Origin of the sequence: Parasaccharibacter sp. TMW 2.1891, assembly GCF_023337675.1 — a bacterium.
Lineage (GTDB): Bacteria > Pseudomonadota > Alphaproteobacteria > Acetobacterales > Acetobacteraceae > Bombella > Bombella apis.
The window spans coordinates 17,007-41,124 of record NZ_QORT01000002.1 but is presented as its reverse complement, the minus strand read 5'-3'; the positions used below and the strand labels follow the sequence as shown (position 1 = coordinate 41,124).

General features: G+C 60.1%; 15 protein-coding genes. 6 read left to right on the top strand and 9 right to left on the bottom strand.

The features are described from left to right. Window positions 1–22 precede the first annotated feature (22 nt). A complete protein-coding gene (locus DTJ15_RS05645) occupies window positions 23–799 on the bottom strand; it encodes a response regulator transcription factor (protein WP_081562832.1) in 777 nt (258 codons plus the stop codon). 367 nt (window positions 800–1,166) lie between these two features. On the opposite strand from DTJ15_RS05645, the gene DTJ15_RS05640 reads away from it, so the two are divergent. The 4 genes from DTJ15_RS05640 to infC all read left to right on the top strand — a co-directional run bounded on the left by DTJ15_RS05640 (window position 1,167) and on the right by infC (window position 5,613). Further along, a complete protein-coding gene (locus DTJ15_RS05640; protein ID WP_052348887.1) occupies window positions 1,167–1,805 on the top strand; it encodes a nucleotide exchange factor GrpE in 639 nt (212 codons plus the stop codon). A 26-nt stretch (window positions 1,806–1,831) separates the two neighbouring features. Next, the gene (locus DTJ15_RS05635) at window positions 1,832–2,791 is read left to right on the top strand and encodes a glycosyltransferase family 9 protein (protein ID WP_081562833.1); all 960 of its coding nucleotides are present in this window, start codon (window positions 1,832–1,834) and stop codon (window positions 2,789–2,791) included. Between the two features lie 200 nt (window positions 2,792–2,991). Next, entirely contained in the window at window positions 2,992–4,938 is a 1,947-nt protein-coding gene (thrS, locus tag DTJ15_RS05630) for a threonine--tRNA ligase (protein WP_043557991.1), read from the top strand. A gap of 114 nt (window positions 4,939–5,052) precedes the next feature. Next, window positions 5,053–5,613, top strand: a complete 561-nt coding sequence (gene infC, locus DTJ15_RS05625) for a translation initiation factor IF-3 (RefSeq protein WP_043557988.1) — start codon at window positions 5,053–5,055, stop codon at window positions 5,611–5,613. A gap of 151 nt (window positions 5,614–5,764) precedes the next feature. On the opposite strand, the gene metF is transcribed toward infC, so the two are convergent. Both metF and DTJ15_RS05615 read right to left on the bottom strand, forming a co-directional pair. Beyond that, on the bottom strand, window positions 5,765–6,643 hold the full coding sequence (gene metF, locus DTJ15_RS05620) for a methylenetetrahydrofolate reductase [NAD(P)H] (RefSeq protein WP_043557985.1): 879 nt from the start codon (window positions 6,641–6,643) through the stop codon (window positions 5,765–5,767). Between the two features lie 26 nt (window positions 6,644–6,669). Then, window positions 6,670–7,638 carry a metalloregulator ArsR/SmtB family transcription factor gene (locus tag DTJ15_RS05615; RefSeq protein ID WP_043557984.1) on the bottom strand — a complete coding sequence of 323 codons (969 nt, stop codon included), beginning with the start codon at window positions 7,636–7,638 and terminating at the stop codon, window positions 6,670–6,672. Between the two features lie 277 nt (window positions 7,639–7,915). Here DTJ15_RS05615 and metE point away from each other — a divergent pair, with 277 nt between their 5' ends. Next, a complete protein-coding gene (gene metE / locus DTJ15_RS05610; RefSeq protein ID WP_249109638.1) occupies window positions 7,916–10,246 on the top strand; it encodes a 5-methyltetrahydropteroyltriglutamate--homocysteine S-methyltransferase in 2,331 nt (776 codons plus the stop codon). A gap of 168 nt (window positions 10,247–10,414) precedes the next feature. On the opposite strand, the gene DTJ15_RS05605 is transcribed toward metE, so the two are convergent. Next, window positions 10,415–10,969, bottom strand: a complete 555-nt coding sequence (locus tag DTJ15_RS05605; RefSeq protein WP_249085870.1) for an MliC family protein — start codon at window positions 10,967–10,969, stop codon at window positions 10,415–10,417. Next, entirely contained in the window at window positions 10,959–11,489 is a 531-nt protein-coding gene (locus DTJ15_RS05600) for a hypothetical protein (protein WP_043558433.1), read from the bottom strand. The genes DTJ15_RS05605 and DTJ15_RS05600 overlap by 11 nt, the downstream gene beginning before the upstream one ends. 148 nt (window positions 11,490–11,637) lie before the next feature. On the opposite strand from DTJ15_RS05600, the gene DTJ15_RS05595 reads away from it, so the two are divergent. Next, a complete protein-coding gene (locus DTJ15_RS05595) occupies window positions 11,638–14,370 on the top strand; it encodes a pitrilysin family protein (protein ID WP_103765301.1) in 2,733 nt (910 codons plus the stop codon). Window positions 14,371–14,469: 99 nt separating this feature from the next. Here DTJ15_RS05595 and DTJ15_RS05590 read toward each other — a convergent pair whose 3' ends face one another. The 4 genes from DTJ15_RS05590 to rpsA form a co-directional block, all read right to left on the bottom strand. Further along, window positions 14,470–15,504, bottom strand: a complete 1,035-nt coding sequence (locus DTJ15_RS05590) for a glycosyltransferase (RefSeq protein ID WP_081562839.1) — start codon at window positions 15,502–15,504, stop codon at window positions 14,470–14,472. Between the two features lie 31 nt (window positions 15,505–15,535). Further along, window positions 15,536–18,544 carry a glycosyltransferase gene (locus DTJ15_RS05585; RefSeq protein WP_248461072.1) on the bottom strand — a complete coding sequence of 1,003 codons (3,009 nt, stop codon included), beginning with the start codon at window positions 18,542–18,544 and terminating at the stop codon, window positions 15,536–15,538. Between the two features lie 8 nt (window positions 18,545–18,552). After that, complete coding sequence (locus DTJ15_RS05580) at window positions 18,553–21,930, bottom strand: glycosyltransferase (RefSeq protein ID WP_249109637.1); 3,378 nt, start codon at window positions 21,928–21,930, stop codon at window positions 18,553–18,555. Between the two features lie 229 nt (window positions 21,931–22,159). After that, the gene (gene rpsA / locus DTJ15_RS05575) at window positions 22,160–23,869 is read right to left on the bottom strand and encodes a 30S ribosomal protein S1 (protein WP_043558429.1); all 1,710 of its coding nucleotides are present in this window, start codon (window positions 23,867–23,869) and stop codon (window positions 22,160–22,162) included. Window positions 23,870–24,118 lie beyond the last annotated feature (249 nt).

The following is a 24,118-nucleotide window of genomic DNA, read 5'->3' as shown; positions in this document are numbered from 1 at the left end:
CAGGGCAGGCCATAGGATCACCTCACTCCCGATAGCGGTACCCGACACCGTAAAGGGTCTCGATATGATTGAAACATTCATCCACCCGACGGAACTTCTTGCGGACCCGTTTGATGTGACTGTCGATCGTACGGTCATCAACATAAATGCTGTCCCCATAAGCCGCATCAATCAGCTGGTCGCGGGATTTCACCAGCCCCGGACGCACGACAAGTGCCTTGACGAGCAGAAACTCGGTAACTGTCAGCGCCACCTCCTGACCATTCCAGAGGCACTGGTGCCGGGCTTCATCCAGCGCCAGCGCACCGCGGACCAAGATGCTGCTGCTTGCCCCAGCCTCCCCCGTGATTTCCGCCTGACTGACCTCATGCCGACGCAGCAGGGCACGGATCCGCTCCACCAGCAGGCGAACAGAAAAAGGCTTGGTAATATAATCATCCGCCCCCAGGCGCAGCCCCATGAGCTGGTCCATCTCTTCATCCTTGGAGGTCAGGAAAATGACAGGCAGGCTGCTCGAACGCATGCGCAGCCGACGCAGAAGCTCCATCCCGTCCATGCGGGGCATCTTGACATCCAGCACCGCCAGGGATGTCGAGCGGGACAGGATACCCTGCAGGGCACTTTCCCCATCCGTATAGACATGAACCGTGAAACCCTCGGCCTCCAGCGTCATCTGAACAGATGTCAGAATGTTCCGGTCATCATCCACCAGGGCAATGACCGGAACCTGCTGGGCCTTGGAACCATGTTTCTCTTCCGTGTGAGACGGAACCACGGGAGGGAAAGTGGTCTTCTTCATGCAAACTCCTGTGCCTTGCAACATAACAAGCAACAAAAAAATCTCAACACAAAGTTAAGACTGTTTACAGCAAATATTAACAGGAAGACGACTGCCAACACATGCCACTATTCTGACAACATTATACATTGAATCCCGGTAATTCCGCTAGCCCATTATGTAAATTGTGTTTTTTTACGCTGCCATCCAAAATTCAGCGCCACCCTTCCCCAGCACTACCTCCCCCCTTGCTTTTGCCGCATGGGACACTATCTCCTAGAGGCACGAAAGGAGCGCATCCTGCCGCTGCAATCACGAAAACCCGAAAGGGCATAGTGAGTCGAGTCCGCAGGAAATGTGCTCACGAAGACGGAAACAGGGTCACGATATGACAGAACAGACTTCTCATACCGACATGCCACAGACCGATACCACACAGCACGAAGCCCAGCCGCACAACACGGCATCCCAGGCCGAGGCGCATGAGGCTCACGCTACGGAAGAACAGGCCGGGACCGGCACTGCCGAGGAGCGCATTGCCGCCCTTGAAGAGAAACTGGCTGAGATGGAAGACCGCTGGAAGCGCTCCGAAGCGGACAACCAGAATCTCCGTGCCCGCCACAAGCGCGAGATTGAAGACACCCGCCATTACGCCGTTCAGAAATTCGCCCGTGATGTCGTCGAAGCCGCCGAGAACCTGCACCGTGGCCTGTCCGCCCTGCCCCCGCATGAAGAGGGCGAGGATGCCCTGATCACCCGCCTGCGGGAAGGATTCGAAGGGACAGAGCGCTCCTTCCTCTCCATTCTGGAACGGAATGGCATCACCAGACTGGACCCGACACACGGACCGTTTGATGCCAACCTGCATCAGGCCATGCAGGAGCAGGAAGTCGACCACCTTCCGCCCAACCATGTCGTGCAGGCATGGACGCCAACATGGATGCTGAAAGACCGCCTGCTGAAGCCAGCCATGGTCATCGTCTCCAACGCTTCCTCAACGGGTCAGCCTCCCGAAAAGAAGGACTGATTCCCGGAACGATCACCCGGAGCCTCATGCCGCAGAAGATACTGATCATCCGTCATGGTGCTCTGGGAGATCTCTTTCAGGCGTTTGGAGCCTTTGCCTCCATCCGTCATGCTTTCCCCCACGACCATGTCACTCTCCTGACAGCCAGTCCCTATCATGATCTGGCCTCGTGCTGCCCGTGGTTCGATGCCATCGCCACGGATGACCGGCCTCCCTTCACCAATCTGCGCCACTGGCTGAAAATCCGCCACATCCTGCGACAGATGGACATGGTGTTTGACCTCCAGAATTCCGGCCGGACAGCCCGCTATTTCCATCTTGTCCGCCCCGGCACTGTTTGGTCCGGCCAGAACAGGCGGGCCAGCCTGCCCCATCTCAATCCACAAGCCCGCCAGATGCACACGCTCGTGCGGCAGGCCGATCAGCTCCGGGCGGCTGGACTCCCTTCCCTGCCCCGTACCGTCCCGGAATTTCTCAAGAACCGAGGCCCATACCTGCCCGCCCCCTATGCCGTGCTCGTGCCCGGGGCCGCACCACACCGCCCGGCGAAACGCTGGCCTGCCCTCCATTTTGCCACGCTGGCACAGGCTCTCGACACGTGGGGCTGCCAGCCCGTCATCATCGGCAGTACGGCGGACCGCCCACTGGCAGACATCATCCGCTCCCGGGTTCCGCAGGCACTGGACCTGACAGGCCGGACGGACCTTCCCGCTCTGGCCGGGCTGCTCCACCGTGCCCTGCTCTGCATAGGCAATGACACCGGCCCGCTGCACATGGCCGCCACGATGGACTGCCCAACCCTGACCCTCTTTTCCGCCGACAGTGACCCGAGACGCTGTGCCCCCCTCAGCATCACGCCCGGGCAGAGCCGGGTACTGGACTGCCCCGACCTCTCCACCCTGCACCCGGAACGGGTTCTCAGACTGCTGGAAGACTGGGGCCGACCCCTCATGCAGGCCCGCCTGACACTTCAGAGGCATGGTTGATCGACAAAACGTGACCAGCCGACCCTGCCCCGAAAACTGGCAGGAACCGGCAAAAAACCGCCCTTCCTCCATCTGGCTGCATATTAGGGCTTGCAGGACAGCGCCATAAAAGGCCATTTTCGCCCCATCTCTGTCTGCTGCGCCTTTCCTTTCATACAAGGGCAGCATCCTCTTCTGACCAACAACCAAGGAGTTCCTCCATGCCCGCCATTACCCTGCCCGATGGAAGCATTCGCACCTTCGATGGGGCAGTGACCGGGACAACCATCGCCGAGGCCATCGGGCCGGGTCTCGCCCGTGCCGCCATGGCCATGGAAGTTGATGGCAAAGCCGTGGACCTTGGTTTCACGATCAGCAAAGACAGCACCGTCCGCTTCATCACCCGCAAGGATGATGACGTGCTGGAGATGATCCGCCACGATGCCGCCCATGTCATGGCCGAGGCCGTGCAGGAGCTCTGGCCGGGAACGCAGGTCACCATCGGCCCGAGCATCAAGGATGGTTTCTATTACGACTTCTTCCGGGACAAACCCTTCACACCAGCCGACTTTGAAGCCATCGAAGCCAAGATGGCCGAGATCATCACACGGGGCGATGCCTTCACCCGTGAGGTGTGGGACCGGGACGAGGCCATTGCCTTCTTCGAGAAACGTGGTGAAAAGTTCAAGGCCGAGCTGATCCGGGACCTGCCGGAAAGTGAGGAAATCTCCATCTACCGTCAGGGCGAATGGCTGGACCTCTGCCGTGGGCCACACCTCCGCAGCACGGCGGATGTCGGCAACGCCTTCAAGCTGATGCGGGTGGCCGGGGCCTACTGGCGTGGTGACCACCGCAACCCCATGCTGACCCGCATCTACGGCACGGCATGGCGGGACAAGAAGGAACTGAAGGCCTATCTCCTGCGGCTTGAGGAAGCCGAAAAGCGGGACCATCGCCGCATCGGCCGGGACATGGACCTCTTCCACATTCAGGAAGAGGCGGTCGGCCAGATTTTCTGGCACCAGAAGGGCTGGCGCCTCTACACGGCGGTGCAGGATTACATGCGCCGTGCCCAGAACCGGAATGACTATCAGGAAGTCCGCACCCCGCAGCTGGTGGACCGGACCCTCTGGGAAGCCTCCGGCCACTGGGACAAGTACCGTGAGCACATGTTCATCGCCACGGTGGAGGATGAGGACAAAACCCTCGCCCTCAAGCCGATGAACTGCCCCTGCCATGTGCAGATTTTCCGTCACGGCCTGCGCTCCTACCGTGAACTGCCACTACGCATGGCGGAATTCGGCGCCTGCCACCGGTACGAACCGTCCGGCTCCCTGCATGGCATCATGCGGGTGCGGGGCTTCACGCAGGATGACGCCCACATTTTCTGCACGGATGACCAGATCGCCGAAGAAACGGCCCGTTTCGTCACCATGCTGGGCGAGGTCTACAGGGATTTCGGCTTCGAGAGTTTCCGTGTGAAATTCTCCGACCGTCCCGAAACCCGTGCCGGGTCTGACGAGGTGTGGAACCGGGCCGAGGGGGCCCTCAAGCGGGCCTGCGAAATGGTCGGCGTGGAGTATGAGCTGAATCCCGGTGAAGGGGCCTTCTATGGTCCGAAACTGGAATTCGTCCTGACCGATGCCATCGGGCGTGACTGGCAGTGTGGCACGCTCCAGGTGGACTACGTCCTGCCGGAACGGCTGGATGCCTCCTACATCGGTGAGGACAGTGCCCGCCACCGCCCTGTCATGCTGCACCGTGCCATCCTTGGCAGCTTCGAACGCTTCCTGGGTATCCTGATCGAACAGTATGCAGGCAAGTTCCCGCTCTGGCTGGCCCCGACGCAGGTTGTGGTAGCCAGCATCGTCACCGATGCCGCCGATTATGCGCTCGAAGTCACCGAACGTCTGCGCAAGGCCGGTCTTCATGCCGAGGCGGATGTCCGCAATGAGAAGATCAACGCCAAGGTGCGTGAGCACAGTCTGGCCCGGGTGCCGGTCATGCTCGTGGTCGGCCGCCGGGAAGCGGAAGAAGGCACTGTCAGCGTCCGCCGTCTTGGTGAACAGGCACAGAATGTGATGGCTGCCGATGAGATCATCGCCGCACTGGTGGAGGAAGCCACACCGCCGGATATCCTGCGGGCTGCCTCCCGGAAAACGGCCTGATCTCTCCTGCGTCTGCCCCCTTGCACCATACCGGTGCGGGGGGTATGAATCTGAACAGGTAGTTTGAGTCCCGTTGCTCTTTCATCAGTGATGGGGCCGCAGCATCAACAGGAGATGACCATAGCTAGACCGCCGTTTCACGCCGCCCCGAACCGCGATGGGCCACGTGTCAATGAAGAGATCCGGGTGCCGCAGGTACGTGTTATCGACGCCGAAGGCGAAATGATCGGCATCATGCCGACGCGTGAGGCTCTTTCCCGTGCTTTTTCTGAAGGACTGGACCTGCTGGAAATCAGCCCGACGGCGGAGCCCCCGGTTGCGAAGATCCTCGATTACGGCAAGTTCAAGTACGAACAGCAGAAGAAACGTAACGAAGCCCGCAAGAAGCAGAAGGTCATCGAGATCAAGGAAGTGAAGGTCCGCCCGGGTACGGGTGAGCACGACTTCCAGACCAAGGCCAAGGCCGTCCGCTCCTTCCTGGAGGAAGGTGACAAGGTCAAGGTTTCCCTGCGCTTCAAAGGACGTGAAGTGGCCCATCAGGACCTCGGTGCCAAGATGATGCATCGCATCCGTGAGTCCGTGGAAGATATTGCCAAGGCCGAACAGATGCCTCGCCTTGAGAATCGCCAGATGATCATGATTCTGGCCCCGAGCAAGCAGCGGGACACCAAATGATGTTTCCGGCCACCCTGTCCTGAAGGTGGCTTGAGACATGCTCCATGAAAACCCCCGGTCCTGCATGGCAGAGCCGGGGGTTTTTACCTTCATGACCCCACGTTGCAGCGCCCCTCCGGTGAAGAAGGAGCGCATGAGTACGGGAACACCCTCAGGCCACGTTCTCCACCAGAGCATGGCAGCGCTGGCGGCCCAGCAACGTGCAGAGAGTTGACGTGGGTGCGCTCTGATTGAGCGTGTAGAAATGGAAATGCTCCACCCCTTCATCTCTCAGACGCTGGCAGATGCGGTCTGTCACCACGGCACTCAGGCGGGAGCGGATCGGAGCCAGATCATCCACCCCCTCAAACAGGGCTTTGAGTTCCTCCGGCACGGAGGCACCGCACATCCGGGCAAAGCGCCATGCCTGCGACGCCCGACCTATGGGCAGGATGCCCGGCACGATGGGCCTGGTGATTCCTGCCTTCACGGCACGATCCCGAAAACGCAGAAAACTCTCGGGGTTGAAAAAAAACTGCGTGATGGCCCTGTCTGCCCCGGCATCAAACTTCTCCTTGAGATGATCGATGTCTGACTGGGACGACTCCGCTTCCGGATGAGTCTCCGGATAAGCTGCGACAGAAATCTCGAAAGGAGCAACCTTCTTCAACCCCGCCACGAGGTCTGCTGCATAGCGGTAGCCCTGCGGGTGTGGCACGTAGGGCGTTGCCGCCGCCCCTTTTGCCACCGGCGGATCCCCCCGCAAAGCTACGATATGCTTCACTCCATTGTCCCAATAGGCTCTGGCCACATCGTCCACCTCTCCCCGGGACGCATTGACGCAGGTCAGATGCCCCGCAAGAGGAGTCGATACCCTGGCCAACATCTGCCGCAAGGTCTCCAGAGTCCGTTCCCGTGAGGAACCGCCTGCCCCATAGGTGACAGACATGAAGCGGGGCTCATAAGCCGTGAGCCGCTGGGCGACACGCAGCAGAGCTGCGGATTTTTCATCCGTTTTCGCCGGGAAGAATTCAAATGAGACCTCAGGCATGATGCCAGTTCCTTTTACATACGGTTCTACGTAACCCTTGATTGCTGATCCAACGGCAAGCGGCCCATCCAGAGCTTCACCGTCAATTCTCCATCGAGAGAGACAGGGGGGTCTGCTTCCAGCCCTGCCGCCTCGAACCATTGTTTCATGCGGTCATCACTGAAGCCGAGATACATGTGGGCATCCCGTGTGCGGAGTTCCTCACGGTCATGCAGGGCAAAATCCACCACCAGCAGACGCCCGCCGGGGCTGAGAATCCGGGCCGACTCGGCAATGACGGCGGCCGGGTGCTGCGCATAACGCAGCGCCTGATGCAGAATGGTCAGATCAGCCGAGCCTGCAGCCAGTGGCAGGGCATAGAAATTGCCCTGCCGCAGCTTGATCTCTTCTCCATCCGCCGTCCGGTTCTCTTCCAGCTTGACCCGGGCCAACCTCAACATGGAGGGGCTGCGGTCAAACCCGATGGCGCTTTCACACTGCGGGGCCAGAAGCTCGAGCATGCGCCCTGTCCCCGTCCCGATATCCACAACACGCCCGAGCGGTCCATCACCCACCAGTTTCACGATGGCCGACTCGACCGATTCTTCCGAAACATGCAGGGAGCGAATCGCATCCCACTCCGCTGCATGAACCTCAAACCAGTCCTCGGCCTCACCCATGCGGACATTCCGCACGGCCTGGAGGCGTTGCCGGTCCGCCCGGCCCATCTCGTCATCATCCTCCTCGTGATAACGCCGCCAATGGTCCAACGCTGCAAAAATGGGCTCCAGGTCATTCTCGTCCCCAAGGGCAAGAAAAACCCAGCTCCCTTCTTTGCGGCGCTCCACCAGTTCGGCCTCCGCCAGCACCTTTACATGCCGGGAAACCCGCGGCTGGCTCTGGCCCAGAACCTGGGCCAGTTCGCCAACTGACAACTCCATTTCGCGCAGCAGGCGCAAAATTCTCAGACGCGTCGGCTCTGCAAGAGCCTGAAAGATTATAAGAGCACGATCCATGCAGACTATATATAATGACTTCATTATATATGCAATATCTGTTGACACATTTAAAAAGCCCTGTCACTTCTGGTTCCCGAAGCACAGCCCGGCCTGTCTCCCCACCCCGTGCAGGGGATGGACCGGACGCTTTTCCCGGCTGCCTCCCGGAGGCAGTCCCGATCTCATCGGTGGGGCAGATACCGCCCGCCCGTTTGCCTTTCTCCCCCGGCGGCACATCCCGCAGGGTGGTGGAAGGCAAATGGAACGGTGCCCACCCAACGCCAGGAGGCATGTCATGACCGTACGCGTCGCAACACTGGGCTTTCCCCGTATCGGTGGTCGCCGTGAACTGAAAAAGGCTCTGGAAAGTTTCTGGGCCGGCAACAGCAGCGAGGCCGAGCTGCTCCAGACCGCCGCCAGCCTCCGCAAGGAGAACTGGACCCGCCAGAAGGAGCAGGGAGCGGACATCATCCCCTCCAACGATTTCTCCCTCTATGACCATGTGCTGGATACCAGCGCCCTGGTCGGGGCCGTGCCGGATATCTATGGCCACAAGGGTGGCAAGGTGGACCTCACCACCTATTTTGCCATCGCCCGTGGCCGTCAGGTCGCCGGTGGGGAAGAGGCCGGGGACCATGCCCACGACTGTTCCTGTCATCACCATGCCGCCACCGATGTTCCCGCTGCGGAAATGACGAAGTGGTTCGACACGAACTATCACTACCTCGTGCCGGAATTCAAAGAAGGGCAGAGCTTCAGCCTCTCCTCCACCAAGATCATTGACGAATACAGGGAAGCCAAGGCTCAGGGCATCGAGACACGCCCTGTCCTGCTGGGGCCGGTAAGCTTCCTGCTGCTGGGCAAGGCCCACGGTGCCGCCTTCAACAAGCTGGACCTGCTGCCGGGGCTGCTCTCCGTCTATACCGAGGTGCTGCGTGAGCTGCGTCAGGCTGGGGCCGAATGGGTCCAGATTGATGAGCCGACCCTGGTGCTGGACCTTGATGATGCCACCCGCAAGGCTTTTGCCCTGGCCTATCAGAGCCTCACCAGTGCCGTTCCTGACATCAGGCTGCTGCTGACGACCTATTTCGGCGGGCTCGGTGACAATCTGGAGACAGCCCTGTCCCTGCCGGTTCATGGCCTGCATGTCGATCTGGTCCGTGCCCCGCACCAGCTGGAGGACGTCGTTGCCAAGGCACGCCCGGACCTGCTGCTCTCCCTCGGCGTGATTGATGGCCGGAACATCTGGAAGGCCGACCTTTCCAGAATTCTGAAGCACATCGCTCCGGTTGCCGCCAAGCGTGACATCATCGTGGCCCCGTCCTGCTCCCTGCTGCACACGCCGATTGATCTGGAGCGTGAGACGCAGCTGGATGCCGAGGTGAAGAACTGGCTGGCCTTTGCCGTGCAGAAGATTGCCGAACTCGCCACCATCGCCAAGGCCCTCAACGAAGGCCATGAGAGCGTGAAGGCCGTTCTGGACGCCTCCGATGCTGCTGCCGAGAGCCGCCGCACCTCCACACGCATCCATAATCAGGATGTGAAGAAGCGTGCCGCCCAGAAGGATGCCAAGCTGACACAGCGTCAGTCCGCCTTCCCTGTCCGCCAGAAGGCGCAGGAAGAGGCCCTGAAGCTGCCGCTCTTCCCCACCACCACCATCGGCTCCTTCCCGCAGACGAAGGAAGTGCGTCAGGCCCGTGCCCGCCACGCCAAGAAGGAACTCTCCACGCAGGATTACGTGGCCTTCCTCCAGAAGGAGACGGCATCCGCCATCAAGTGGCAGGAAGAAGTCGGGCTGGACGTCCTCGTGCATGGCGAGTTCGAGCGCAACGACATGGTGCAGTATTTTGGTGAGAAGCTTTCAGGCTTCGTCTTCACCAAACATGCCTGGGTGCAGTCCTACGGTTCCCGCTATGTCCGCCCGCCCATCATCTTTGGTGATGTCTCCCGCCCGGCAGCCATGACGCTCGACTGGTGGCAGTATGCACAGTCCTGCTCCAGGAAGCCGGTCAAGGGGATGCTGACAGGCCCGGTCACGATCCTGAACTGGTCCTTCGTCCGTGACGATCAGCCACGCTCGGAGACATGCCGCCAGATCGCCTTCGCCATCCGTGACGAAGTGCAGGACCTGGAGAAGGCTGGCTGCCCCGTCATCCAGATTGACGAAGCCGCCCTGCGTGAGGGTCTCCCCCTGCGCCGCAAGGACTGGCAGCATTATCTGGACTGGGCCGTGGAAAGCTTCCGTGTCACGGCCAGCGGCGTGCAGGACAAAACGCAGATCCACACCCACATGTGCTACTCCGAGTTCAACGACATCATCCAGGCCATCGCCGACATGGATGCTGACGTGATCTCCATCGAGACGGCACGCTCCAAGATGGAACTGCTGGAAGCCTTCACCGATCACAAATACCCTGCCGAAATCGGCCCGGGCGTGTATGACATTCACTCCCCCCGTGTTCCGTCCGTCGAGGAAATGGTCGAGCTGCTGCGTGCGGCAGAGAAGAAGGTTGCCCGCCGCCAGCTCTGGGTGAACCCGGATTGCGGCCTGAAGACCCGCAACTGGAAGGAAGTCCGCCCGGCCATCACCAACATGGTCAAGGCTGCCGAGATCCTGCGTGGCTGAAGGCTGAAAGAGATGGAATCCGGCTTCGTTACCTAGCACGATCCATCCAATGAAGCCGGGTTCCGGGGGGCGATTTAAAACAGTCTCCCCCACATGGAAAGGGCTCCCTCTCTGGGGAGCCCTTTTCTGTATTTCCGCTTCCATTGCTGCAGGGCATCTGCCCCATGCTCAATGATCAGCCGTTTTCCCACCGGAAGGGACGACATGGCAGGAAAAGAACACATCATCCTTCCCCTCACGGGCAAACGTGACCTCATCACCCTTCGACCACCAGCTATAGCTGCCTGCCACATATTTGGCACCATCAGCCGCCACGACATTGGAAAACACCAGCACACGACCATCCACGGGCAGAATGGCCAATGCCATGATATCTGCTGTCAGATAGGTCACCGTGAAACGGCCAGCAGGCAGGGAAGTCCGCAGGGACCGGACATCGTCACCCGCCTTCTTCTCATCCAGGCTGCATGTATAATCGACATCCTGCCGCCCCACGACCTCATCGGCCGGCAGGGGAATCAGGAGATGATTCTCGGCCTTCCGGGCTGGGACGGCCTTTTTGCGGGGTGATGGACCAGGCTTTCTGTCCTGTACCGGTGCGACAGACTGAGCCTGGAGAGACGCAGCCGTTTCATCACCTGCCACGGCCTCATGCCCCCCAGTCCAGACCACGCCCAGCAGCAGCCCACACAGGGAGGCTACCTTCATCCGGTCATATGCCATCAGTCACGACTCCTCTCAGTTCGACACGACGTCTTGCGGCCCTGCGTTCTTCCTCCGGCGGACGGGGCTGGCAGGCCATGAAATACAGACCCGTCACAAACGCCAGCTGCGACAGCAGGCCCAGACGGTTCCACAACCATGTGGCCGGAGAAGACGGAGCCATGAAAACGGATATGGTCTCATAAACCAGAAAGGCCAGACAGATCAGCCGCAGGCTGCGCATCAGCGGGCGCAGGGGATTGAGCGTGTTCGGCCTCACCAATGGGCGGAACCGCTGGAAGCCGACAAACAGCACGATACTGCACAGAAGTACCAGAACGGACTGGACACTCTCGCTGATGGAGGCCCCGTACATCAGCAACGGTGCCAGAAGGCAGGCAAACTGGAGAACGACGGACCCAAGCTCAAAATTGATGCCGATGCTCCAGGCAGACATGGCACCTGGCAGACGGTCCGCAACGGGCTGGAACAGCCTGTCCAGAATGAAATCATCCAGTGCCTGAAGAACCCCCTCCTTCATCCTGTCTCCTTTTCTCTGATACCATGCCATCTTGGCGTGGCCTGACTCCTGGCCGGGAGTATAACAGAACACACCCCTTGACGATATGTAACCAACACACCGAAAACAGACACAGACCCTTCCCCTGCTGAAAGGATGCGCAGCCCTCATGGCTCTACCCGCTTCACTGTTCCGTCCGGCCCTGCTTGCGGTCACACTGCTGACCACCAGCCTCACGGCCCTGCCCGCCCTGGCCGAAACGCCTCCCCAACCGACCCGGACCCCAGCGGCACCAGCTGCCCTGACCACAACCGATGAGGAAGGCGTTACCCGGGCGACCCTGAAGAACGGCCTGCGTGTCATCATCGTCCAGAACCATCTGGCCCCGGTCGTGCAGACAATGATGAATTACGAAGTCGGGTCCGTGGATACCCCCAAAGGGTTCCCCGGTACGGCCCATGCGCTTGAACACATGATGTTCAATGGCTCGAAGTCCCTCAGCCGGGACCAGCTGGCCACACTCAGCGCACGGCTCGGCAACAACGACAATGCCGATACGACAGCAGACGTCACCCAGTATTACTTCACCGCCCCTGCCAGTGATCTGGACATTCTCCTGCGTATCGAAGCAGGCAGGATGGAGGGCCTGACTCTGAGCGGAGATGAATGGGCACATGAGCGCGGTGCCATCGAGCAGGAAGTCTCCCGTGATCTCTCCAGCCCGATCTATCGTTACCTCTCACAGGTACGAGGCCTGCTCTACAAGGGGACACCATACGAAGCCGATGCTCTGGGCAGCCGCCCGTCCTTCGATGCCACGACGGTCGATCAGCTGCGGCAGTTCTATGAAAGCTGGTACGCCCCCAACAATGCCGTGCTGGTCATCACCGGGGATGTGGACCCGACCGAAACGCTGAAGAAGGTTGACGCCGCTTTTGGTTCCCTGCCAGCCCGCACCCTGCCAGAACACCCACGGGTTGTGCCGAAACCTGTCGCCAGCCAGACCCTGTCCCTGCCAACGGACCTGCCAGCTGGACTGGTCACGCTGGCATGGCAGATGCCCGGGCAGCGTGACCCCCGCTTTGCCGCCGCCACGCTTCTGGCCGACGTGCTGGCCAGCCAGCGGGCTGATCTCTTTGCCCTCGTCCCGCAGGGAACAGCACTTGAGACCGGCTTCATGTATGCACCAGAAGCCCAGGGCGGCATTGCCACGGCCTATGCGGTCTTCCCGCAGGGTGGCAATCCAGACCCGGTCCGGGTGAAGATGGCCTCCATTCTGGAGCATTACCGCTCCTCAGGCCTGCCGGCAGACCTCATCGAAGCGGCACGGCGGCGGGAAATCGCTGCGCTGGAATTCAACGCCAACAGCATCAGCGGACAGGCGGAAAGCTGGTCCCAGGCTGTGGCCATCCAGCACCTGCACAATCCCCGTGACATGATCCGGGCCTTCCAGACCGTCACCAAAGCCGATATTGATGCCCTGGCACAGGAATGGCTGGACCCCAACCACGCCATCAGTGCGACGCTGACACCCAGCAACTCTGGCAAGCCGCTGGCAGATAAAGGCTTTGGTGGTGCCGAATCCTTCACCAATCCGCCCAAGGAGCATGTCACCCTGCCGGACTGGGCAGAGCAGGCTCTTGCCCGGCTGACCCTGCCCCCAGCCTCCCCCCAGCCTTATGCCACCACACTGCCCAACGGCCTGCGGCTGATTGTCCAGCCCGAGCATGTAAGCCATACAATCGAGCTGTATGGCAGCATCCGCCAGAACCCCGCCCTGGAGCAGCCACAGGGCAAGGAGGGTATAGCCTCCCTGACGGACCGGCTTTTCCTCTATGGCAGCACGCAGCATGACCGGCTCTCGCTGGCCCGTGCCCTTGATGACATCTCTGCCGAAGAAGAAGCCGGAAGCAGCTTCAGCCTCAGCACCCTGACAGATTCCTTCACCACAGGCCTGTCCCTTCTGGCAGAGCACGAGCTGCACCCAGCCTTCCCGGCCCAGGCCTTCGTCATCACACGGGAGCAGGAAGCCCGCAGCCAGCAGGGCACGCTGCAATCCCCCGCCTATCGCTTCGGCCGGGCTGTCAAGAAAGCACTGGTCCCGGCAAAGGACCCGACCCTGCGTGAAGCCACGCCAGAGAGTATCCGGGCCCTCAGCCTCAATGATGTGAACACCTATTACCGGCTGGCCTACCGGCCAGACCTGACAACCATCGTCATCATCGGGGACATTACGCCAGAGGATGCCGTACAGAAAATCACGGCTGCCTTTGGCAGCTGGCAGGCCAGGGGACCGGCCCCGCAGATTGACCTGCCGCCAATTCCCCCCAGCCGTGCCAGCAGAACGGTGGTTGCCGACCCCGGGCGCTCCCAGGACAAGGTGACACTGACAGAAACACTGGGCCTGACCGTCACCAACCCGGACCGTCATGCTCTGGCCGTCGGCAACACCATTCTGGGTGATGGCTTCTCATCCCTCCTGATGCAGGACCTCCGTGTCCGTACAGGGTATGTCTACGGTGTTGGCAGTGCACTGAATTACAGCCGCACACGCAGCAGTTTCTCCATCACCTTCGGAGCGGACCCGGCCAAAGTACCCGCCGCACAGGCCCTGGCCATCAAGGACCTGAACCGGCTGAGGACAAAACCTGTCTCTGACGAGACGCTGGACCTCGCCAAAGCCAGCCTTCTGCGCAGTTTCCCGATGAGCCGGGCCAGCTTCGATTCCCTTGCCGGTCTCTGGCTCTCTCTGATTGATCTCGACCTGCCGCTGGACAACCCGGACAAGGCCGCCAAAGCCGTTTATGAAATGACAGCAACGGATGTGCAGAAAGCCTTCGCCCGGTGGATCCGCCCGACAGACCTGGCCCGCATCATCATGGGGCCCGCACCGGCACGATGAAGGGCAGTCATTCAACCCCCTGAACAAAAAAAGGGCACCCCCACGGGTGCCCTTTTCCATGCCTGCCACACGTCAGCGTGACCCATGGCGCACTGCAGGTCAGAGCAGGCCTTCATCCATCAGATAATTCACGGCCTGGAGGATGCGGTTGCCATACAGATGCTCCTTCATGGTCCGCTCCTGCGCCTTCCTGGCCATCTCGAACCGCAGGTCATCATCCCGCAGATACCGGTTCACGATCTGCTCGAAATCATCACGGTTCGAGAAAACCGGAATCTCGTCTGCTTCATAATACCGGCGCAGCTCATAGGTTTCCTCATGAAAAACCTGGAAAGCCCCGGCCGCCGCAGCCTCGAACGTGCGTGGGCCCGGCGTGGACGGGGAAATCATGAAGCGCTTGTTCTCAAAATGCAGGGAGCGGCCCAGATTCAGCACCAGACGTGAGCGGCTATACAACTCGATGAGCTGCTGTTTCTCAATCCGGGCATCTGAGAAGCCCACACCCATCTCACCCCAGCCCGGCCCGATGATACGGATATTGAGCTGCTGGAGCACCGGCATGAGGTTGCGCACGACCTCCTTGCGGGAACTGAAAGCCACACCGCAGAAGAGAACATCAATGGTCTTGTCCGCCTGCCGGTCGAGCGGCACATAGTGCTGTTTGGGGCAGGCCCCCAGCGGCAGATGGAACACCCGGTCACGCTGGTAGAAATTGTGCCCCCAGCGGTCGCAGGAAAAGATCACATCAAAATCATTGGCGATCTGGTAATGGGCATCCTGCTCATAGGGGTCTTCCGTGGCCCAGAAGGTCGTCACGGCACCAACCTTTTTCGCAGCCCGTGAGACCTCTCCGAAATAGGTGCTCTCCGGCAGGTAAGACCCCATGGCAAACACCAGGGCCGGCTGAAGGGTATGGATGGCCGAGGCAGCGGCCGTCACATGCACGGACACCACGTTCCCTTTGCCAAAGCAGTCTTCCAGTCCCTCCATGATGGTGGCACGCACCTGGGCATTGGCGTGGCTCTCATAACGGCCACCGCTACAGAGCAGCACTTTGTGCTCTTTTCTTTTGGGCCTGTTCTTCTTCCGGCTGTCCTTGTCCTTCACGGCGGTCTGCCCTTCACCTGCGCTCATCTGTCACTCCCCCACAACGCCTTGCCCCATGTCAGTTCAGGGAGGCATCCACAATCTGTTTCAATCTATGTCTGAACTGCCCCAGATCGGTATCCCGTTTCACAGCCTCCAGGGCAGACTGGCGGATACGCTGCCAGAGTGTTTCATCATCATACAGCTGCTCCACCGCTGCGGCAAAACCTGCCGGGTCCGTTCCCGGTGCGCTCAGCAGGCTCTCCCCAGCCTGCCAGCCCACCTCCTCCCGAAGCAGATCCGTCACGACCATGGGCAGACCCCGGGCAGCAGCTTCATGCACCTTGAAGGGCAGACCACCGGCAAAGCGTGTCGGCGCCACAAACACCCGGTACCTGTCAAACAGTGCACCAAGATCATCCACCGCTCCCAGAATCTCGACGCGGTCATGCTGTCCCAGCGGGGTCATGTCCACGGCAGGATGAACATACCCGGCAATGTGCAGGCATACATCTTCCGGCAGCGCCTTCAGCAAAGGCAGGACCTCTTCGACAAACCACGTCATGCTGTCGTAATTGGGCGAGGCCTCGCTATGGAAGGCCCCAAGGAAGAGGATGTCCCGCCGCTCCCCATAAGGCCGGGATGTCGGCTCGACTGCCATGCCATGCCCCAGAACCATCACATTGGGATAGCCCGCCCGGCGGATCAGCCCGGCATCATGCTCTGTCACAGCCACGATCTGCTGGCAGTAATGGGCACAGCGCAGCTCCTCCGCCAGCAGCCGGTCCTGCTCTTCCTCCCAGGCTTCCGGCGCAAGCTCCGGAGCCGGGCTGCCATCAGCCATCAGGCCCGTCACCTGCTGCTGAAGGAGAGTTCTCGGGGCCGCCACCACTTCCGTATCCAGGACGGAGCCACAATGCGGCAGGAAGCGGCTTGCCTCATTCAGCAGAGGCAGAAGGCGGGCCATGTTGTGGGTCCGCCCGACCCAGAGCAGGTCATAATACCCGGCCCGTTCCTCCAGAAACTCCAGCAGAGTGGACATGTCCTGATTGAAGACCAGCTCCACCTCTTCCGGGAAGTCCCGGTAAAGCAGGAAGGGCGGTATCTGCTCCCGCATGACGGGAAAGACCGTCACATGATAATCCAGCGCCACCAGCGCACGGACAATATCATTGGAACGCACATAGCCTGAACCCAGACCCCGCAAGGGGATCCGATCCTCGATCAGCAGGACACGCTGCCGCTCCGGCCTGCGCCGCTCGCGCCCCAGCAAGGCATTGCGGATATGCTGGGGCTGCTGCTGACGCAGGAACTCCTGATGCTGCTGGGCAAAGACCTTCCAGTGCCGCTGGATGAGCTGATGGGAGCCACTCTGCCCGGAACTGCCGAACTCCAGATGCTCGACCATCGCCAGCGGTTCATAGACAATCCGGGCCCCGATCTTCTGGAGCCGGACACACAGATCCGTATCCTCGAAATAGGCAGGCCAGTACCGGGTATCGTACCCACCAAGACGCCGGAGCAGCCCTGTCCTGACCAGCAGAAAAGCTGCCGAGCCATAATCGACCTCCCGGCTGAAGCTGGCCTCGGGAATGTTGGGGTCATCCTGCCGCCGGTATCCATAGGTCGCTCCGTCCCTCCAGATGATGGACCCGGCTTCCTGAAGGAAGAGATTGGTCCGCACCAGACGGGCTGCCACGGCCCCGGTTGTTTCCTGACGATACAGGCGCTTCAGCGCATGGTGCAGCGCATCGGGATAAAGCCGTATGTCATTGTTGAGATACAGCACAGCCGGTGCCGTGACATGCTCCAGCGCCTCATTGCAGCCCAGCAGATAGCCGATATTGGTCCTGTGCCGAAGGATGATCGCCCCCTCGACAAGCTGTTCCAGACCGGATGTCTCATCACAGGAGCCGGAATCCACAATGATGAGCTCGATGGCTCCATCATATCCAGCCCGCAGGGACGCCAGAGCCTGAAGGGTGAGGTCGATCTGGTCATGCACGACCATGATGACACTGACTTCCGCCATGCCCCGCACCCGGAAATCCAGCTTCTGACGGGCGAGGGCAGGCAGATGCAGGGCCGCATCATCCCGGAACAGCTGGCGGGTCTGGTCCTCATCAGGAAGAGGGTCCTCACATCCCACTGGTACGGCATGGCCAGCCTTTTCCGCTACCAGACGGGCGAAGGGACTGTCATAGACACCACCCTCACAATCAGACCAGACGAGAGGATGGCGTTTATAAAGCGCCAGATCAATTCCCTCTGCTGGTGAACGTCCCTCATGCGCCCCGAACAGAACGAAATGTTCATACCCATTCCGCAATCCCCCGGCACCGACGGAAGGAAGAATATCCGGCGATGTCCTGCGGTAATAGGCCTCATCGAACCAGGGCGACGGATTGAAGGCCTCCGGCGTTGGATTTGTCAGATAATGATGCAGCGCATTACCATAATCCCCGGCCTCGATGGCTTCACGCACCTGCGGGTAGGTTTCCAGATACCAGGGAGCATCAAAATACCAAGAAAGTGGCGCAGCATCTGCGATATAGGCCGGCAGAACCAGCCATGAGGCCAGCAGCCCCTCCGGGCCGAACCACTCCTCATGACGGCCTGCCATTTCCTGAAGCAGCGTCACATCCACAAAGGGCCCCGCCCTGAACCCATGCGCCTCACCATGGGAGAGGTAATGGTCATACCCGTTGCAGAAACCACGCTCCGCCAGATGACGGTCTGTCAGCTCCAGATATCGACGGCGATAGGCCACCTCATCAAACAGCCAGTGTGGCGAGAAGCGATGATACCCCTCTGACCGGTAATGCTCGAAGCCGGACTTCCAGCGTTTTTCCAACAGGCCACGTCGCACTTCAGGATAGGCCTGCCGATACCATATCTCATCAAAATACCGGTTGGGCGAATGCCCCCTGTGGCAGCCAATCTCCTCGTAGAAACGCTGCGCATCTTCATAGCCATGCTGGAGCATCAGCTCCTGCGCATCAGGGTACCGCAGCAGATACCACTGCGGCTGGAACTCAAGCCACTGGGGTGACAGTCCCCCCAATGGCCCACCGGCCCTGTCCGCCACGCCAGAACTCATTGCCGGGACTGTCGGTCAGAAAGGTCCAGCACCAGCTGCCGGATACGCTCCTGCTGCTCGTCGGTCGGCATTTCACGGTAAAGCACCTGGCAACGGCCCCCTTCCATCTGCATGCAGATATCCGTCACGACCGTCCCGAAAATCTCTCCGATGATATTCACCAGAGCCAGATGCCAGACGCCGCCCATTGGGCTGACACGTCCCTTCCATGGTCTCAGGAGCCCTTCAAAGCCAGAGCAGAGTGGCGCATCGTGATGGGCTGTCCGGACATCATCCCGGGCAAAACGGGACATGGCGAAAAGGACGATCTCATCCGTCTCCTCACTGACCATGGCAGCGTACACCGTACCAGACCGGCCCTGCCCCGCCATGAAGCTCCAGCCCCGCAGGACGACCCCCCCCCACTCCTCAGGCGGCACGACCAGCGTCGTATCCTCATTGGCTGCCAGAAGCTCCAGACGGTCCATGAAATAGAACTGCGTCCCCTGCTCCTGCGCAAAGAGGCGCCCTCGCGGGAAACGGGTCAGCGGAACACCCCGCAGGACATTGTCATCATTCACGACCCTGTAAAAATCGTTCAGAATCACATCATTGTCCGGACGGAAGGCCCTGATGCTCTTGACCTTGCTGCCCTCGACCTCCAGGCCATAGGCCAGCAGCTGGAACGCCCCACGGCCATTGATGGAGTTGACAAGGCCGATCCTGTACCAGCCCTCGCACCATTTACCCCGGAGCGCCGCCTTGACGGAAAAACCGGACCGGCGCGGCACATCGGCACCGAACAGTTCCGAAATGTCCCCCCGGCTTTCCCGCTCGCTCTTCAGGAAGATCAGCGGGCTCCGCTCATCTTCACTGATCAGCACGACATGCAGCTGTCCCGCCGTCGTGACACCAGGAATGAACAGCCAGCCACGGAGATGGAATTCATCAGCCGATTTGAAGGTCTTCTCTGCCCCTTCAACAAGCACATGGTGGCAGATGTCATCCAGATAACAGTTGGCCCCCTGGATGGCGAACCAGTCATTGATGTGCGATGGCAGATTGATGGCCAGATCCCGCACCAGCGGGGGATCAAAAATATGACGGGGCGGCGCCTGGTTCTTCCAGGAAGAGATGGGCAGAAGGCCAAGCTGCCCGGCATCCAGCATCAGGTCTGACACACCGAGAAGACGCTTTGGTGCGAGCTCCCTGTAAAGGCTGAGCAACCCGGCCGTATAATCTCCTTCATGCGTCCAGAGATCAGGCGTGATGGCCTCCATCATCTTCCGGCGGATATCCTCCGAAGACCGCAGAAGCTCCAGACGTTCCAGCACAACGTCTGCCCGGCTGACCGGTACCTTGAAGCCATTGACACCATCCGTCACACGGTCATCCAGCGCCCCGATTTCCGTCACGATGGGCACCAGCCCGTACTGCCATGCCTCGGAGAGGGAGATGCAGTAGGTCTCGGGCCATATGGAGAGAAACAGCGCCACATCGGCCTGTTTCATGACATCCGTATTGCCGACTTCGTACCGCCCATGCACCGTTACGTTCGGGCGTTTCATCCCCTCCAGCACCGGCTGATAATCCGGATGGACATAGCCCAGAATGTGGAAATGGAAATGATCAGGATGGGCCGCCTCTATCAGGGAAAGGATGGTATCCGCTCCCTTGGTCCGGGCGAAATTGCCAACAACAGCCACGCCCAGCGGGCGTTCTTCCAGCGGCCTGTAAGCGTTGGGCACAACCGGCACCGTCACGTCGGGGCTCGGGATCCCGTTGACCAGACTGATCTTCCTGTCCAGCACAGGGTAGATCCTGTGCATGAAGTCCCGAGAATGGGCCGTACCGAACATGATGGCATCAACGTGGTGCAACATCCGGTCGATGAAGGCACGGCGGGTCTGTTCCCCGCCATACTCGATCCCTTCCGCCTGCTTCAGCATGATATCCATGGCCAGAACGGAACCAAACTGGTCCTCCACATGCCGCATCTCCTGATTCAGCAGGTTGTAGCGGGATGACACCAGCCAGAAATCATGCGCCGAGAACAGGACGCCTGCCCCACTTGCCTTGGCAATGAGCGGCAGGGAAAGAGCGTGATGCCCCAGATGCTGGAAGTGAACCACATCGATATTGTACTGGCTCAGCACACTGGAGAAGAGCATCTCTTCCTGCGCATCGCAGACGACATCATCCCAACTGCATTCCGCAATATCGAAACGCTCCAGCTCATGCCCGTTGGCAGACAGGAGGCGGCAGTTCGTCCCCCGCCGCAGCCAGAAGAAAAACTCCACCTCCCGGCCCAGAAAGGAGCAAAGCTCCCGCTGGTAAACCTCAACCCCACCCCAGACCTGCTCATGAATGGTGGAGTGGGTGCACATCAGCACCCGCAGGCGGTTGCGGCGTGGTGTCGGCACCACACTGGCCGGAGCATGGCATGTGAACTCCGCCTGCGTGACTTCACGGATGAACTGGAGACGATGCGCATAGAGATGCTGCCCGATGACCGACTTCTGCGCCGCCAGGGCGGAGTCCTGCCGCAGCTCATGATCCCGCAGCAGTCGGGCGATGCTCTCCACCACCTCATCATCATCATGGGCCAGATGAACGCCATCCACACTCCTGAAGTGCTCGACATCCATGCCACGGGCCACTTCAACCACCTGCGCTGTCCCTGCGAGGCCAAGCTCAAAATAGCGTGGACCAGGCGCCGTCGCCTGGCTGACATCACCATGGCTGGCATAGTCCCGGAACATGGTCAGCGTCACAGCACTGGCATTGGCGAAATCAATAAAGGCCTCATGGCTGACAGGCCGCTGGAGGGCCAGTGCAGCAATATCGTCCGGCAGCGGGGGAAGATATTCATTGCCCGGACAGACAAGCTTCAGCCTTACATCAGGAAAGCTGGCCAGAACACGCCGGAGAGTCCGCACCCGGTTGGGCCACATCGTCCCGGCAAAAAACAGATCATACTCACAATCAGCCGCAGCCCGCACGGACCGCTCATGCAGGCTGGGACTCGCAGCCAGCGGCAGATAATGCCCCTTGCCCTGATAGACTGACACGGAGGCCGGATCATTGGTGAAAACATGGTCAAACAGCGGAGCCAGCTGACCGTTTATCTCCTGCATGAAGGGGTCTTCAAATGTCCAGAGAATCACGGTCTTGAAGGCGGGGCGCACACGGCGGATCAGGGCCTGATTGATGCGCTGGCCATCAATACAGAGCAGGGTGTCATGCTGGCCGGAGGCCGCCGCACTGGCCAGACTCATATTGTCGGCAACGACAATGTTTTCTTTCCCGAACAGCTCTTCTGCCGCACGCTGTATTGCCAGTGTCAGATAGGCATTCGGGTTATGGGTATGATTCGTGTTGTAGATAATCGCCATTGCCAACCCTGAGTTCCAAGAAAAACCTATCTTCAAGTCTGGCCGCACCAGACAGACCGTAAGAACGGCTTAATTACAGAGGACGAGCCAGTCTGAAGCGCAGCTCCAGTAAAGATTTACCACCAACATAATTACAAAACAATAAAAGGGCGGCCAAATGGCCGCCCTTTTACCGCTTTGAATCCATGAAGAAATGTTACCATTCCGCCATGGTCCGAAAATGAGCTTCTCAGTCCTCGGAGCTACGACGACGGATGGCCGCACCAAGGATATCACCGAGAGATGCACCGGAGTCAGAAGAGCCATACTCACTGATGGCCTGCTTGTCTTCCTCAACCTCACGACCACGGATGGTCAGAGACAGCTTGCGGGAAGAACGGTCCAGACCGACCACCTTGGCATCGACCTTCTCGCCAACAGCGAAGCGTTCCGGACGCTGCTCGCTCTTGTCACGGGCCAGCTCGCCACGACGGATGAAGCCTGTCAGGACATCATCGACCTTGACCTCGATCCCGTTGCTCTGAACAGCCGTCACAACGCAGGTGACGACATCACCCTTGTTGATGCGGTCCAGCACATCGGCGGCCGGGTCTTCCTGAAGCTGCTTGATACCCAGGGAGATACGCTCCTTCTCGGCATCCACGTCGAGAACCTTGGCCTGAACGACCTGGCCCTTCTCGTAACGCTTCATGACCTCTTCGCCGGACTCGTCCCAGGACAGGTCGGACATGTGGACCATGCCGTCGATGTCGGCGGACAGGCCGATGAACAGACCGAACTCGGTGATGTTGCGGATCTCGCCTTCGATGACAGAGCCAACCTTGTGCTCTTCAGCGAACTGCTCCCACGGATTCCGCTGAACCTGCTTCAGGCCCAGGGAGATGCGGCGCTTGGCGCTGTCCACATCCAGAACCATGACCTCGACCTCCTGGGAGGTGGCCACGATCTTGCCCGGATGGACGTTCTTCTTCGTCCAGGACATTTCGGAGACGTGCACCAGACCTTCAACACCCGGCTCCAGCTCAACGAAGGCACCGTAGTCCGTGATGTTGGTCACGCGGCCCGTGAAGCGGGCATTGACCGGATACTTGACGGCCACGTTCTCCCACGGATCAGCCTCAAGCTGCTTCATGCCCAGGGAGATGCGCTGCGTGTCGGAGTTGAAGCGGATCACCTGCACGCGGACAGGCTGGCCGATCTGCAGAGCTTCAGACGGATGGTTGATGCGCTTCCAGGCGATGTCGGTGACATGCAGCAGGCCATCAACGCCGCCGAGGTCAACGAACGCACCGTAATCGGTGATGTTCTTGACGACGCCATCGAGAATCATGCCTTCCTTCAGGCCCTGGATCAGCTCGGAACGCTGCTCGGCACGGGTCTCTTCCAGAACGGCGCGACGTGACACGACGATGTTGCCACGGGCCCGGTCCATCTTGAGGATCTGGAACGGCTGCGGCTGGCCCATGAGCGGCCCGACGTCACGCACGGGGCGGATGTCCACCTGGCTGCCCGGCAGGAAGGCCATGGCGCCGCCCAGATCAACCGTGAAACCACCCTTCACGCGACCATAGATCGTGCCGTTGACACGCTGGTTGTGGGCAAAAGCGCTCTCCAGAGCGGTCCATGCCTCCTCGCGGCGGGCTTTCTCACGGGACAGAACGATGGAACCGTCACGGTCCTCGTAGCGCTCGATGAACAGCTCGAACACATCACCCGGCTTCACATCCGGGGTTGTGCCAACAGGGCCGAACTCGCGCAGGGCAACACGCCCCTCGCTCTTCAGGCCGACATCGACGATGGCGTGATCGTCTGTCAGACGGATGACACGGCCGCGGACAACGGTCCCGTCAAACGCACTGTCACTGCCCAGTGTTTCATCCAGCAGGGCAGCAAAATCTTCTTTACCGTGTTCCGGTGTATTCTGAGTGGCAGAAGCCATGTATTTCCAGCATTCCAGAGTGCCGCAGCCAGTGCCCGGCACCCAGCCATGCGCCGTCTCCCTCTGCCCAAAAACACAGTGATGGGCTCCAAAAAACGACGTCTCCCCCCGACCCCACAGCCCGGAGCGGAAGTCATCACAAATCGCAGATCCCCCACCCCGCGGCAGGGGATTCATGACACCACGGGCTGTGCGGCGTCATACCCCCTCACCAACACGCATAAGGGGGGGACTGTCAACAGCGAAGAT